The sequence below is a fragment of the Mesorhizobium sp. M8A.F.Ca.ET.057.01.1.1 genome (genome assembly GCF_003952565.1).
Classification (GTDB): Bacteria; Pseudomonadota; Alphaproteobacteria; order Rhizobiales; family Rhizobiaceae; genus Mesorhizobium.
On sequence record NZ_CP034454.1, the window covers coordinates 1,499,028 to 1,512,152 of the forward strand.

General features: G+C 64.7%; 13 protein-coding genes. 4 read left to right on the forward strand and 9 right to left on the reverse strand.

Annotated elements, in window-relative coordinates:
* Positions 1–23: 23 nt before the first annotated feature.
* On the reverse strand, positions 24–1,565 hold the full coding sequence (locus tag EJ077_RS06655; protein WP_208700608.1) for an MFS transporter: 1,542 nt from the start codon (positions 1,563–1,565) through the stop codon (positions 24–26).
* A gap of 147 nt (positions 1,566–1,712) precedes the next feature.
* Between EJ077_RS06655 and EJ077_RS06660 the strand changes: the two genes are divergently transcribed.
* Positions 1,713–2,600, forward strand: a complete 888-nt coding sequence (locus tag EJ077_RS06660; protein WP_208700610.1) for a LysR family transcriptional regulator — start codon at positions 1,713–1,715, stop codon at positions 2,598–2,600.
* A gap of 20 nt (positions 2,601–2,620) precedes the next feature.
* Here the strand turns inward: EJ077_RS06660 and EJ077_RS06665 are convergent, their stop codons facing one another.
* From EJ077_RS06665 to EJ077_RS06680, 4 genes are all read right to left on the reverse strand, one after another.
* Positions 2,621–3,724 (reverse strand): AbrB family transcriptional regulator, encoded by a 1,104-nt coding sequence (locus tag EJ077_RS06665; RefSeq protein ID WP_208700612.1) that lies wholly within the window; start codon positions 3,722–3,724, stop codon positions 2,621–2,623.
* Positions 3,725–3,792: 68 nt separating this feature from the next.
* Positions 3,793–4,101, reverse strand: a complete 309-nt coding sequence (locus EJ077_RS06670; RefSeq protein ID WP_023770344.1) for a putative quinol monooxygenase — start codon at positions 4,099–4,101, stop codon at positions 3,793–3,795.
* A 58-nt stretch (positions 4,102–4,159) separates the two neighbouring features.
* Entirely contained in the window at positions 4,160–4,945 is a 786-nt protein-coding gene (locus EJ077_RS06675) for an SDR family NAD(P)-dependent oxidoreductase (protein WP_135929230.1), read from the reverse strand.
* A gap of 69 nt (positions 4,946–5,014) precedes the next feature.
* Positions 5,015–5,452: a DsrE family protein gene (locus EJ077_RS06680; RefSeq protein ID WP_208700614.1), complete on the reverse strand. Its 438-nt coding sequence runs from the start codon at positions 5,450–5,452 to the stop codon at positions 5,015–5,017.
* 105 nt (positions 5,453–5,557) lie between these two features.
* Between EJ077_RS06680 and EJ077_RS06685 the strand changes: the two genes are divergently transcribed.
* From EJ077_RS06685 to EJ077_RS06695, 3 genes are all read left to right on the forward strand, one after another.
* Positions 5,558–6,655: a hypothetical protein gene (locus tag EJ077_RS06685; protein ID WP_208700616.1), complete on the forward strand. Its 1,098-nt coding sequence runs from the start codon at positions 5,558–5,560 to the stop codon at positions 6,653–6,655.
* A 66-nt stretch (positions 6,656–6,721) separates the two neighbouring features.
* Positions 6,722–6,967 (forward strand): antitoxin, encoded by a 246-nt coding sequence (locus tag EJ077_RS06690; RefSeq protein ID WP_127278955.1) that lies wholly within the window; start codon positions 6,722–6,724, stop codon positions 6,965–6,967.
* Entirely contained in the window at positions 6,964–7,350 is a 387-nt protein-coding gene (locus tag EJ077_RS06695) for a type II toxin-antitoxin system VapC family toxin (RefSeq protein WP_208700619.1), read from the forward strand. Before EJ077_RS06690 ends, EJ077_RS06695 begins: the two co-directional genes overlap by 4 nt.
* A gap of 6 nt (positions 7,351–7,356) precedes the next feature.
* Here the strand turns inward: EJ077_RS06695 and EJ077_RS06700 are convergent, their stop codons facing one another.
* From EJ077_RS06700 to EJ077_RS06715, 4 genes are all read right to left on the reverse strand, one after another.
* A complete protein-coding gene (locus tag EJ077_RS06700) occupies positions 7,357–8,304 on the reverse strand; it encodes a cation diffusion facilitator family transporter (RefSeq protein ID WP_281040196.1) in 948 nt (315 codons plus the stop codon).
* A gap of 5 nt (positions 8,305–8,309) precedes the next feature.
* Complete coding sequence (locus tag EJ077_RS06705; protein WP_208700620.1) at positions 8,310–10,499, reverse strand: anthranilate synthase; 2,190 nt, start codon at positions 10,497–10,499, stop codon at positions 8,310–8,312.
* A gap of 219 nt (positions 10,500–10,718) precedes the next feature.
* Complete coding sequence (locus EJ077_RS06710) at positions 10,719–11,774, reverse strand: succinylglutamate desuccinylase/aspartoacylase domain-containing protein (protein ID WP_208700622.1); 1,056 nt, start codon at positions 11,772–11,774, stop codon at positions 10,719–10,721.
* Between the two features lie 150 nt (positions 11,775–11,924).
* A complete protein-coding gene (locus EJ077_RS06715) occupies positions 11,925–13,103 on the reverse strand; it encodes an MFS transporter (RefSeq protein WP_208700624.1) in 1,179 nt (392 codons plus the stop codon).
* Positions 13,104–13,125: the final 22 nt, after the last annotated feature.

Here is a 13,125-nt window from a genome sequence, read left to right on the forward strand (position 1 = left end):
GACCCTCGTCGCTTGCCTTGTCATCAGCCGCACCTACCTTCCTGGCAGGCCGGCAGCGGCACGGTCTCGTGTTCGGGCGCGGATCCTCGACGCAGGCCGAGGAAGACGACAAGGGCGGTGACGATGGTGATTGCCGCCAGCACGATCAGCAGCCTGTCGAACGCCGTTTCGTAGGCCTCGACCAGAACGGCGGCGCGGGCCGCCGGCAAATGTTGCGCGGTTCCACCGACATTACCGGTCACCAGCAATTGCGCAGCGGCAGCCGCGTCGCTGGACGGCGCAGCGCCTCGAGCGGCGAGCTGCGCCGCGGTGAAACCTGACAGCGTCGCCATGACGATGGCGAGTGCCACGCCCTCGCAAGCGACACGCGTGGTGTTGAATATGCCGACCGCCATGCCGGCGCGCTCCGTTGGCACGACGCTGACGGCGAGCCCATCCATCAATCCCCAGGGCAAGGCGATGCCGACGCCGATCAGGACCAGCGGCGCGACCAGTGCGACGTCGATCGATGGCGTCAGGCTCAGCCAGACCAAGCCAGCCGCCGCGACGAGCAGGCCAACGCCGCAAATGGTGGCCGGAGCGATCCAGCGCGCAAGCTGACCGGCAAGCAAGGGCAGGATCAGCAGCGGCCCCGACAGGCAGATCATCAATTGCCCGGCCTTGATCTCGCTCATACCCTCGATGCCGATGAAGCGGATCGGCAAAAGCACAAGCAGGACCACGAAGCCATAGGCGGGCGCCGCCGCAAGAAACTGGGCGCCGACGAAGCGAGGAAAGCGAAACAGGGTGAGATCGAGCATTGGCCGGCGCGCGCGCCGCTCGACGATGACGAACAGCACAAAGCAAAGGACGGCAACGCCGAGAAGCGTTACCACAAGAGGATCGGCCCAACCGCTCTGCGGCGCCTGCAACACGCCATAGGTCAGCGAGGCCAGCGCGACCGTGAAGGTGCCGGCGCCCGCCCAGTCGAGGCCGGTCGCATCCGGGTCACGCGAGTCCCTGATGGTGCGCAGGCCGAGGATTGCCGAGGCAACCGCGAGTGCCACGACCAGCACAAAGATCGACCGCCAGCCGAATGCGGCGATGAGCAGGCCGGAAGCGATCGGGCCGAAGGCCAGCCCGATGCCGAAACTGGTGCCGAGGAAGGAGAACGCGCGCAGCCGCAATGGTCCCTCGAATTCCTGGGCAAGTGCGGAGGCGCCGCCGGCAAAGGCCAAGGCGCTGCCCAGCCCTTGCGCGGCCCTGAAGACGTCGAACCAGGCGATGTCGGGCGCCAGCATCGCGCCGAGCGAAGCGAGGATGTAGAGGGCGAGACCGACGAGGAAGATTCGCTTGCGGCCATGATTGTCGGCCAGGGCGCCCGCCGCCATCAGGCTGGCGGCGAAGGTCAGCATGAAGGCGTTGGTCACCCAGTTGAGCGCGATCGGGCTGCCGCCGAGATCGGCTGCGATGCGGGAGAGCGCGACGGCCGGGCCGGTGAAGGTCAGGGGCATCGTCATGGCAGCAAGGCATACGGACAAGAGCACGAGCCATCTCTCGGCGCCGATTGTGATCTTCAAGGTCATGGTTTTTCCTATCTGGGCAGTCTGTGCCGGCATGCCGCGCAATCGCGGCGCCCGGTCATGCGATCAAGATAAGTCGGTGACGGCTCCGGAAAAATGGTATTAAATATCTCGACATAACGGACTGAAACGCTCGAATGGAGCAGTTTGATGGATCGCCTCAGCGGCCTTCTGGCTTTCGCCCGCACTGCCGAATTCGGCAGCTTCGTCGCCGCCGGCCGGGCGCTCGGCATCTCCGCCTCCGCGGTCGGCAAAAGTGTCGCGCGGCTCGAACAGGAACTCGGCGTGCGGCTGCTGCAGCGCTCCACGCGGCGGATCGGCCTGACCGAAGAGGGCAAGCTGTTCAACGAGCGCGTGCGGCGTATCCTCGACGACATCGACGATGCCGAGGCGATGCTGTCACGGACACGGGAGACGCCGCGCGGGCGGCTGCGCGTCTCGACCCCGATCGTCACCTATCATCTCTTGTTGCCGGTGCTGTCGGAGTTCATGGCGCGCTATCCCGAGATCGAGCTCGATATCGATTTCAACGACCGGATCGTCGACGTCATCGAGGAAGGCATCGACGTCGCGATCCGCAGCGGCGAGCTGCCCGATTCACGATTGGTGTCGAAACCCATTGCGCCCTTTCGCATGCTGCTGTGCGCGGCGCCTTCCTACCTCGAGCGCCATGGCATGCCCGGCGTGCCGGCGGATCTCACCAGGCACTTCGGCATAAACTTCCGCTATCTCAACAGCGGCAGGCTGCTGGACTGGCCGTTCATTACCGGGAGCGCCCAACCGCTGATCCGTTCGATGCTGACCTGCAACAACATGGAAGCCTTGAAAGGCGCCACGATCGCCGGTCTCGGCATCGCCTGCATGCCCGATTTCCTGGTGCGCGAGGCGCTGCGCGAGGACAGGCTGCGCACCGTGCTGGACGACCATGTCGACGGCCTCGGCCAGTTCCGGATGCTGTGGCCCTCCAATCGCCATCTGTCGCCAAAGGTGCGCGTCTTCGTCGATTTCCTGCCCGAGCGCCTTGCGGCGGCGCGGTAACATTGCCCGATGCCGGGCTTTCACTCCCTGATGCTTCTGGCCACCAGGCGCGCGATGCTAGGGCCGACGAGCAGCACGATCAGGAAACGCGCCGACTGCAGCGCCATGACGAAGGAGATGTCGACGTTGTGCGCGGCGGCGGCGATGATGGCGACGCTGTCCATGCCGCCGGGGCTGGTCGCCAGATAGGCGGTCAGCGGGTCGATGCCAGCGAGATGGCTGATGAGGAAGGCAAGGCCGCCGCAAAAGGCGATCAGTGCGACGATCGAAGTGATGATCTGCGGCAGGGCGCGGGCCGCATGGCGCAGGAGCGGCCTGGTGAAGTTCAGGCCGATCGACCAGCCGACCATCGCGTAACTGACCGCCAGCAGCCATTGCGGCAATTGCATCGGCACGCCGAGACCAAGATGGATGACGGTGCCCAAGATGAAGCTGCCGAGGAAGAAAGGCGAGGGCAGCCGGCAAAGCCTGCCCGCCAGGCCGCCGACGATTGCCATGCCGATCGTGGCGGCGAAGGGTTGCGGGTCGATCGTCGGGAACCAGACGATGGGCGGGACCTCGATGCCCGAGGTGTCGACCCACATCTTGGCGACGAGGGCTGCCGTCATCGACACGAAGATGACACGCAGATACTGCATGAAGGCGACCAGGCGCCGGTCGGCGCCGAAGGCGCCGGCCATCAGCACCATGGCGGTGGCGGCCCCCGGCGAAGAGCCCCAGACGGCGGTGGTGCCGGGCAGGATGCGCCAGCGGCTGATCAGCCAGCCAAGTAGGCTGGAGGCCGCGACGGTGGCGATCACCACGCCGAGGAACAGCGGCCATTCCTTGTAGAAAACCGGAAAGATATCGGCTGAGATCGAAGCCGCGACGAGGCAGCCGACGACAGCCTGGGCGGAGCCGAACACAAGGCGCGGCACGCGCACCGTGGCGCCGTTGGTGCCGGCGACGATGGCGGCAAGCATCGGGCCGATCAGCAGCGCCGCCGGCAAGGCGGCGAGTTCCAGCGCGCCGGCGAACAGCGCGGAGATGACCAGCAGGATCAGCCATTGCCAGCGCTTGCCCAGCCGCGTCATGCGCTCGACAGCGGGCTGGTCGGGAGGTGGCTGCTCGGCCGCTGAATCCATGCTCTGGTCTTAGACCCGGGATGTGAAAATGCGAACCCCGGCGTACCGGAAAAGCAGGTTCCGGCGCCTCAGCCGGTTTTGGCCTCAGCCAACCCAAAGCCGCCGACGGGATGCGTCTCCACCTGGAACTCGAAGCCGCCGATGAAGGGCCGCGCCTTGGCGATGGCCGCCTGGACTTCCGGAAGCTGCAGCGAGGCCTTGTGGCTTGCCTGATCGGTCCACACTTCGGTCACCCAGATCGCGTCGGCGTCGGCCGGGTCGGTGGCGATGATATAGCTCAGGCAGCCGGGCAGGGCGCCGGTGCTCTCGCGCAGCACAGTCATGACAGCGTCGCGTTGGCCGCGCGCCGCCCGCATCTTGCCGATCAGTCCGTACATGTCCTCGTCTTCCCCAGGGTTGGCGCGAAAGGAGTGTGTCCAGTATGCCGGTCGCTGGTCAAGGCATCAACTGGCCGCCATTGACCTCGATCACCTGGCCGGTGATGTAGCCGCTCAACAGGTCCGATGAGAGGAACAGATAGGCGCCGACGCAATCTTGCGCCGTGCCGGCGCGGCCCTGCGGAATGGTGGCGACCATGCCCTTCATCTGCTCGTCGGTCGAATAGCGTTCGTGGAAGGGAGTGAGGATGGTACCCGGCGCCACGGCGTTGACGCGAATGCCGAAGCCGATCAGTTCCTTGGCCATGCCGCGCGTAACGTTGGAGACGAAGGCCTTGGCCGAGCCGTAAAGGCCGGCGCCGCCGCCAGCGCCATTCCGCGCGGCGATCGACGAGGTGTTGACGATGAAGCCGCCCTGTTTCTTCAGCCATGGCATCGCCTTGCGCGAGGCGGTCAGCACCGAGCGTGCGTTGAGGTCCATCACCGCGTCGTAATGCGCCTCGGTCTGCTCGGCATAGGGGATGCGGCCAAGCATGCCGCCGGCATTGTTGACCAGCCCGTCGAGGCGGCCGAAATGTCGCGCGCTGTCCTCGACGACGCGTTCGACATCGGCGGGAAGGGAAAAATCGCCCTGGACGAGGAAGACCTCGCCGCCGCCGTCGCGAATGGTTTGGCCGAGTTTCTCGGCGGCGTCGCGGCTGGAATTGTAGTGCAGCGCCACCTTGCATTTCTGCTCGGCATAGGCGAGCGCGAGCGCCGCGCCAATGCCGGTCGAGGCGCCGGTGACCAGCACCGCCTTGCCGGCGAGGTCGGGGATGACAAGACCAAGGGCTGTCTCTGGCACGGCTGTTCCTCCGGGGATTTCCGAGATTCTTGGCGGGTCTTGCCACCTTGCATTCAAGGCGGTGCCGCTTCAAGGCCTGAGATAGACATAGCCCTGGGTTTGCAATTCGGCGAGCTTGACGACGCCGCCCTTGTCGGCGGCATGGAAGCCGTCGAGCAGGTCGGCGAGCGTAATATCCATGCCGCGCATAGTGTTGCCGCACGCATGCGGGTCGAGCCCCTGCTGGACAAGACCGGTAAAGCGACCCGAAATGGCCGCCGATATGCCCTTCGACTTGAAGCCGGCAAGGGCTGGACCATGCACGACCAGCGCGATCTCGACGTTGCCGCCGGTGCCCTCATAGTGGTTCTTGATATTGCCGAGCACGAAATTGACCTTGTCGAGGTCGCTGAGGTGATAGGCGACCTTCAGCCTCACAGGCTCGGTGGTTGCCGCCCGGACCGCACTCAGGCCGAGAAGCGTTCCGGCTCCGGCGAGAACCGCCCGGAACATGTCACGTCGGCGCATGGCGTCCCCTCCCTGGCTTGCCGGCGCAGCGCGATTTGCGTGGCCGCTGCCGCAATACTAGCATAAATTGACCTTGCGTCCTGTCGAGGCGGAGGAGGGGGTCACATGGCGTTCGGGGAATGGAAGACGTTCGCTAGCGCCGGACTTGGCGCGGCACTGCTTGGCGGACTTGTGGGATCCGTGTTTGCCGACGATGCGCTCAAGCTCACCGAACTCAGCCCCAACGGGGCAGACGCCTGTTTCGGCCGGGTCTATGACGCGGCGCACCTCAAGGCGCATCCGAAGCAGAAAGTGGCACGGATCTTCTTCTACTACGGCCATGACCCGGTCAGCCGCCCGAATGAGGAACCGAACGCGAATTCCGCTACGTCCTACAATGGTTTCCTCACCACCACGGTGCGTGGCGCCAAGGCGCCGGAATGGGCCGGCGGCTGGTGCAATCACGAGTCCGAGGACGGCAAATCGGGCCCGATCCGCTGCGGCATGGATTGCGACCGTACGCTGGCTTCGCTGAAGCTCGACGACAAGGGCCGGCTGATCCTGTCGGACCTGTCGTCCGACATCTACCTCGATCCGGACTCCGAGGAGCAGCTCGGCAAGGCGGAATACGTCAGGCAGGCGCTCGGTTCGGAGGACGACAATTTTCGCCTCGACCCGATGCCGGCGGCGACCTGCAAGGCGGAGTTCGCACGCATCGATCCGATCGACCCGGCGCTCGGGCCGCCGTTGCGCGAGCGGTTCAAACCCGATCAGGCCTTCTGCTACGGGCGCGACTATGACGCCGCGCATATGGGTTCGCATCCCGACCAGTTGACGCAGTCGATCCGGGTGTTCCGCGGGCCTGTGGAACTCGCTTCGTACGCCTCGGGCGGCGATGTCGCCAACTGGCCCGACGGCGCCGACATCGCCGTCTCGGTCATCACGCGGCAGAAGGGGGCCAAGGTCACGCAGACCTATTCCTGCCAGGGCGAGGCTGACCAGTGGCGCTGCGCGGCGAGCGCCAAGATGAGTAATTTTTCATGCGACATCGCGCAGAAGGAAATCTTCCTCAAGCGCGGCGCCAACGGCACGATGATGCTGGCCAATCCCAACAGCAGCATTGCAATCGTCGACCTGTGCTCGAAAGCCGCCGACGGCAAGACGAAGTCCGACGACAAGGTCTATCGGCTGCAGGCGATGCCGCAATCGGCGTGTGCGCCGTAAGCACGGGCTTGTCTACAATGCCGCGAAGGGATATATCTTTGCTATATCTCATTTGAGGATGGCATGATGGACAAGGCAAAGGTGTTCTGGTCGGGCCGGTCACAAGCTGTGCGTCTGCCCAAAGAGTTTCGTTTCGAAACGGACGAGGTTTCGATCCGTCGCCATGGGCATACTGTCATACTCGAGCCACTCGTGCAGGATTGGGCGTGGCTTGACCAGGTGATCGGACCAGTCGACGAGGATTTTGTCGAAGCGGCGCTGGAACGGCAGGAGGGGCAGGATAGACCTGCCTTGGACGACATCTTCAAGTGATCTACCTGCTTGATACCAATGCCGTTATTGCCGTCATCAAAGGTGACGCGAGTCTACTCGCGCTTCTGAAACAGCACACGCCGCAGGATTTTGCGCTTTCGGCGATCGTGGCACATGAACTGTACTATGGTGCCGAAAGGAGCAAGAGAAGAGCTGAAAATCTGGCGCGCATCGAAGCTTTGCAATTCCCGGTGCTTGAATTCGATCGAGAGGACGCGAGGCATGCCGGAGAGATTCGGGCAACGCTTGCAGCGTTGGGGACGCCAATTGGCCCCTATGATGCGCTCATTGGCGGGCAGGCGCGCGCTAGAAGCCTCATTCTGATCACCCGCAACGTCCGGGAATTCGAGCGCATCAACGGCCTCTCAATCGAGACTTGGTGAACCGCCTCAGGCGAACGGCACCGCCGTCGTACCCTTGGGCAGCTTGGCTTCGTCGTCGGGCTCGACATGGATGGTCACCCGCACCGAAGGGAGTTCGGCCTTCAGCGCGTCCTCGATTCGATCGCAGATGATATGGCTGGTACCGACCGACATGTCGGCGTCGACGACCAGATGGAATTCGATGAAGGTGGCGCGGCCGGCGATGCGGGTCTTGAGGTCATGCACCTCCATCGCGCCCTTGCAATTGGCCGAGATGATGTCGCGGATGCGCATGTGCTCCGCCGTGTCCACTGCCCGGTCCATCAGCCCGTTCATCGACGAGCCGATGACGTGCCAGCCCTGCCACAGGATGTTCAGCGCGACGATCACGGCCAGCGCCGGATCGAGGATCTGCCAGCCGGTCTGGATTGCTCCGACCAGGCCGCCGAAGACGCCGATCGAGGTTACAACATCGGTCATGATATGATTACCGTCGGCGACCAGCGCCGGTGACTTTTCGGCTCGGCCCACGCGGATCAGCGTCCAGGCCCAGAAGGCATTGACGACGGTGGCGACGCCGTTGACGGCAAGGCCTTTCCAAGGCTGTTGGAGCGGAGCCGGCGTCTGCCAGGAGCGCCAGACTTCGTTCAGGATCAAAAGCGCGGCGAGCACGATCAGCACGCCTTCCAGCACGGCCGAGAAATACTCGGCCTTGTGGTGGCCAAAGGGGTGATCCTGGTCGGCCGGCTTATAGCTGACCTGGATCGCCCAGAAGGCGGCCATCGAAGCAATGACGTTGACGATCGATTCCAGCGCGTCCGAATAGAGCGCCACGGATCCGGTTATGTACCAGGCGGCGGCTTTCAGCGCGAGCACGACAAAGGCGATCACGATCGACCAGAAGGCAAGGTTGGCGACCTTGCGCTTCGCGGCGGCTTTCGCCGCGATCGCCATGGTGTTCTCGGCTTCGGCCATTGCCGTCAGGCTGCCTTTTCCTTGGCCTTGCGCGGCAAATGGGCGACGATGTTCTCGATGATGCGCATGCCGGCATTGTGGCCGAGCGTCATGATCGATTCCGGGTGGAACTGCACCGCGGCGATCGGCTCCTTGCGGTGCTCGAAGGCCATGATGACGCCGTCCTCGGTCTCGGCGGTCACCATGAAATCATCCGGCAGGCGCACCGGATCGGCAAAGATCGAGTGGTAGCGGCCGACGGTGACTTCCTTCGGCAGGCCGGAGAAGATGACACCCGGCTTCGAGACGCGGATGCGCGACGGCTTGCCGTGCATGGGAATGTGCAACTGCCTGAGTTCGCCGCCATAGGCCTCGGCCAGTGCCTGCAGGCCAAGGCAGACGCCGAAGATCGGCAGCTCGCGGGCGCGCGCTCGTCTGATGGTCGCCGCGCAGTCGAAATCCTTGGGCGTGCCGGGTCCGGGCGACAGCACGACGAGGTCGGGCTTCAGCCGGTCGAAGACTTCCTCCGGCACCGGCGTGCGCACGGTCGAGACATTGGCGCCGGTCTGGCGGAAGTAGTTGGCCAGCGTGTGGACGAAGGAGTCCTCGTGGTCGACCAAAAGGATGTTGACGCCGTCGCCAACGCGCGCGGATGCGCGTTCGGTGCTGGTCGAATTGCCCGTCTTGGCGTCGCGGATGGCGGAGAGCATGGCGGATGCCTTCAGTTCGGTTTCGGCTTCTTCTTCCTCGGGAATGCTGTCGAAGAGCAATGTAGCGCCGGCGCGCACCTCGGCGATGCCGTCCTTGATGCGGATGGTGCGCAAGGTCAGGCCGGTGTTCATGTCGCCGTTGAAGTTGACCATGCCGATGGCCCCGCCATACCAGGCGCGCGGGCTCTTCTCGTTCTGCTCGATGAAGCGCATGGCCCACAGTTTCGGCGCGCCGGTGACGGTGACCGCCCAGGCGTGCGAGAGAAACGCATCGAAAGCGTCCATGCCCTCGCGCAACCGCCCCTCGATGTGATCGACCGTATGGATCAGGCGCGAATACATCTCGATCTGGCGGCGGCCGATGACGCGCACCGAACCTGGATCGCAGACCCGCGACTTGTCGTTGCGGTCGACGTCCGAGCACATGGTCAGCTCGGATTCATCCTTCTTCGAGTTGAGCAGTTTGATGATCTGCTCGGAGTCCGAAATGGCATCGTCGCCGCGCTTGATGGTGCCGGAGATCGGGCAGGTCTCGACGCGGCGGCCGTTGACGCGCACGAACATCTCCGGCGACGCGCCGATCAGGTATTCGTTCTCGCCCAGATTGATGAAGAAGGAATAGGGCGACGGGTTGATGGACTTCAGCTTGCGCGAAATCTCGGATGGCTGCGTCTCGCAGCGCTCGTAGAACATCTGGCCGGGGACGACCTCGAACAGGTCGCCGCGCTTGAAAGAGTCCATCGCCCGGCGCACCAGATTGGCGTATTCGCCGGGCTCATGGTCGCCGCGCGGCGGGATGCGATCGGCGGTCTTGAACGGCTCGGCGATCTGGTCGCGGGGCAGACCTTCGGTCGAGAAACCTTCGCCCGCATAGTCATAGCGGTCGGTCCAGGCCTTGGCCGAATAATGGTCGACGACCAGGATCTCGTCGGGCAGGAACAGCACCAGGTCGCGTTGGCTTTCCTTCCGAACGAGCGTGTGGTCGACCGGGTCGAACTGGAAGGCGAGGTCGTAGCCGAAAGCGCCGTAGAGGCCGAGATTGGCATCTTCGGCCGTCTTGAACAGAGCGGTGATGGCGCGCAGCACGGTGAAGACCGAGGGAACGCGGCTGCGTTCCTCCTCGGTGAAGACACGGCCGGGCTTGGCGACGTCGAGGCGGATCAGCTTTTTCGAGATATCGGCGATCGTGACCTCGGAGAGACCGCCGAGCGTCCTGCCGATGACCGGCAACAGCGCCTCGCCACGGCCGTTCAACGCCTCGATGCGCATGGCACGGCCGCGCGCAGAAATGACCAGCGGCGGATCGATGATGGCCGTATCCCAGCGCGTATAGCGGCCAGGATATTCGTAATTCGAGGAAAACACCGCGCCCCGGCGCGAATTCAGCCCATCGACATAAGTGTCGATCGCCCCTTCATAGGGCCGGTCGTGGCGCTCGCGGGTGATGGTGATGCCACCCGCCGTCACGAAGCTTTCAGCGCCGTTTTCCAGAACCTTCAACGTCATTGCCGTCTCCATCAGCTACTTGGGCAACGGACCCGGGAATGGCTTAAAAAACAAATGGCCGCCCGGACATTCCGTTGCGGCCACCTCTCTTTTCACGCGCACGCGTTCGAACAGGCCGCTGTCAGCAGGCCCACCACCAAATGGTCTTGGTCGAACGCATGTTCATGGCGATTCCATTAGCGGCGATTGGGCGGCGGCGCAACTGGATTCGACGGAGGCTCAGTCCTCCAGCGTGCCCGACCTGGCGTCGCTGCTCTTCCTGTCGCCGACCAGTTTCAACAGGTCCTCGCCGGCGCGGATGATGCGGCGCGAGCGCCGCGTCAGGATGATGCCATCCTGCGGCGCGAACACTTCGGTGCGGCCATCGGCTTCGCCCGGTGCGTGGACGATGGTGGCGAGACGAGCGCCCTTGGACACGCGGTCGCCGGGCTTCACGTCATAGAGGACGGCACCGGCACGGGGTGCGGGCATCATGTCGATGTTTTCCAGCGGCGCCGCGACACCCTTGAACGGGCCGGTTGCGGGGAGCGTGGCGTCGGATATCACGCCGCGCACCGCGAGCAGCCGGTAGAGGCCTTCGGCGTCGGCCTTGGCCACGGCGCCGTCGACATCGAGGATGCCGCGATATTCGACGGTGGTGGCGACGCGCCTGTCGAACTTCGCCACATCGGCTGATGCGGTCTGGTAGGGCATGATCGAGGCACCCTCGAAAGTGCCGTCGGCGTCCTCGCTCCACAGCACGACGGCATCGACACCCATGGCGGCGGCGCAATCGGCCATGGCTGGCCACAGGCTGGTGTGGACGTAGAGATAGGCTAGGGCCTCGTCGTCGCAGTGCAGGTCGAGCACGATGTCGTGGCCGAGCGAAAGCTGCACCAGGCGCGACTTCAGCCGCTGATCGGCGCCGCCAAACGTGGCATCCGGCAAAAGCCTGGCCTCGGGCGCGGCCAGCAGCGGAAAGCCGCGGTTGAAGTTGGTGCGGGTGCCCAGATGAAAGCGGCCCTGGTGCTCGCCGAAATGATATTGCGCGCGGCCGATCGGGTTGGCCCAGGGCACGATGGTGATGTCGCCTGTGATGCGACCTTCCGCCTCGGCCTTGTTGAGCATCGGCATCAATGCATCGATGGCGACGACGCCAGGCAATTCTTCGGCATGGAGTGCCGCCTGCAGATAGGCCGAAGGGGCCGCCTTGTCGCTACCTGCGAAGCGAAACACGGGGAATTCGTAGGAAACGCCGTCGCTGTCGCCGGCGATGCGTTCGATCGATTTCTGCATGACGTTCTCCATCAAGAGCGAGAAGACATGCCCATTTGAAGGTGCCGATGTCGATTGGTCCAGCCCGCCGCGCTATGGCGCAATGGTAGTCTTTTGCCTTGCCGCATGTCGTTGTCCCAAAACCGCTGCGCACTTCTGGGCGACAGGCAGCTATTCGGCGGCAGGCTGGAGGGCGGCGACCGGCGCGCGCCTGTCCAGCGCCTGCGACAGCACCGCCACGCCAACCGCCAGCAGGGCGAGCACCGCGCCGACCACCGGCAAATTGGCATAGGAAACGCCTGCGGACAGCGCCACGCCGCCGATCCAGGCGCCGCCGGCATTGCCGACATTGAAGGCGCCCTGGTTCAGCGTGGCGGCGAGGTTGGGTCCTTCGGACGCCGCCTCGACGACACGGATCTGCAGCGGCGGCACGACGACGAAGATGAGCAGGCCCCACAGGAAGACGATGCCGATGGCGACGCTGGCGATGGCGCCGAACTGCATGAAGCCGACGAACAGCAGGGCCATTAGCAGCAGCGTGCCGATCACCGTCGGCATCAGTTTCCAGTCGGCCAGCCTGCCGCCGATTATGTTGCCGATGGTCATGCCGGCGCCGAACAGCAAAAGCACCCAGGTGACCGCCGCGGTCGACAGGCCCGACACGTCGGTGAGGTAGGGTTTGATATAGGTGAAGACGGCGAACAGGCTGGCCGAGGTCAGCGCCGCGATCAGCATCGCCAGCCATACTTGCAGCTTGCCGAGCACGCGGACTTCGGCGCGTAGACCCCCGCCGCTCGGTTCCGTGACGTCGGACGGCACCAGCCAGGCGATGGCCGCGACCGAGATCAGGCCTATGCCGACCACGGCCAGGAAGGTGGCCCGCCAGCCGAAGGCTTCGCCGAGCGCGGTGCCGGCCGGAACGCCGAGGATGTTGGCGAGCGTCAGGCCCGCGAACATCAGCGCGATGGCGCTGGCGCGCTTGTTGCGCGGCACCAGGCTTGCCGCGACGACCGAGCCGATGCCGAAGAAGGCGCCGTGGCCGAAAGCGGTGACGACGCGCGCGGCCATCAGCAGCCAGTAATTTGGCGCGATGGCGCAGAAGAGATTGCCGACCACGAACAAAGCGGCCAGCCCCACCAGCACGGGCTTGCGCGGCAGATGCGCGGTGGCCATGGCGACGATCGGCGCGCCGAAGACGACGCCCAGCGCATAGCCGGTGACCAGCAGGCCGGCGGCCGGGATCGTCACGCCGAGATCGGCGGCGACCTCCGGCAGCAGCCCCATGATGACGAATTCAGTGGTGCCGATGCAGAAGGACGCAATGGCAAGCGCAAGGATCGGCAAAGGCATGAGAGGTCCAGACTGAATCGGT

What these genes read in the sequence shown, in the direction of transcription:
- EJ077_RS06655 (WP_208700608.1), bottom strand. Translation starts at nt 1,565, where the DNA reads ATGACCTTGAAGATCACAATCGGCGCCGAGAGATGGCTCGTGCTCTTG.
- EJ077_RS06685 (WP_208700616.1), top strand. Translation starts at nt 5,558, where the DNA reads ATGGCGTTCGGGGAATGGAAGACGTTCGCTAGCGCCGGACTTGGCGCG.
- EJ077_RS06690 (WP_127278955.1), top strand. Translation starts at nt 6,722, where the DNA reads ATGGACAAGGCAAAGGTGTTCTGGTCGGGCCGGTCACAAGCTGTGCGT.
- EJ077_RS06710 (WP_208700622.1), bottom strand. Translation starts at nt 11,774, where the DNA reads ATGCAGAAATCGATCGAACGCATCGCCGGCGACAGCGACGGCGTTTCC.
- EJ077_RS06660 (WP_208700610.1), top strand. Translation starts at nt 1,713, where the DNA reads ATGGATCGCCTCAGCGGCCTTCTGGCTTTCGCCCGCACTGCCGAATTC.
- EJ077_RS06665 (WP_208700612.1), bottom strand. Translation starts at nt 3,724, where the DNA reads ATGGATTCAGCGGCCGAGCAGCCACCTCCCGACCAGCCCGCTGTCGAG.
- EJ077_RS06705 (WP_208700620.1), bottom strand. Translation starts at nt 10,499, where the DNA reads ATGACGTTGAAGGTTCTGGAAAACGGCGCTGAAAGCTTCGTGACGGCG.
- EJ077_RS06680 (WP_208700614.1), bottom strand. Translation starts at nt 5,452, where the DNA reads ATGCGCCGACGTGACATGTTCCGGGCGGTTCTCGCCGGAGCCGGAACG.
- EJ077_RS06670 (WP_023770344.1), bottom strand. Translation starts at nt 4,101, where the DNA reads ATGTACGGACTGATCGGCAAGATGCGGGCGGCGCGCGGCCAACGCGAC.
- EJ077_RS06700 (WP_281040196.1), bottom strand. Translation starts at nt 8,304, where the DNA reads ATGGCCGAAGCCGAGAACACCATGGCGATCGCGGCGAAAGCCGCCGCG.
- EJ077_RS06715 (WP_208700624.1), bottom strand. Translation starts at nt 13,103, where the DNA reads ATGCCTTTGCCGATCCTTGCGCTTGCCATTGCGTCCTTCTGCATCGGC.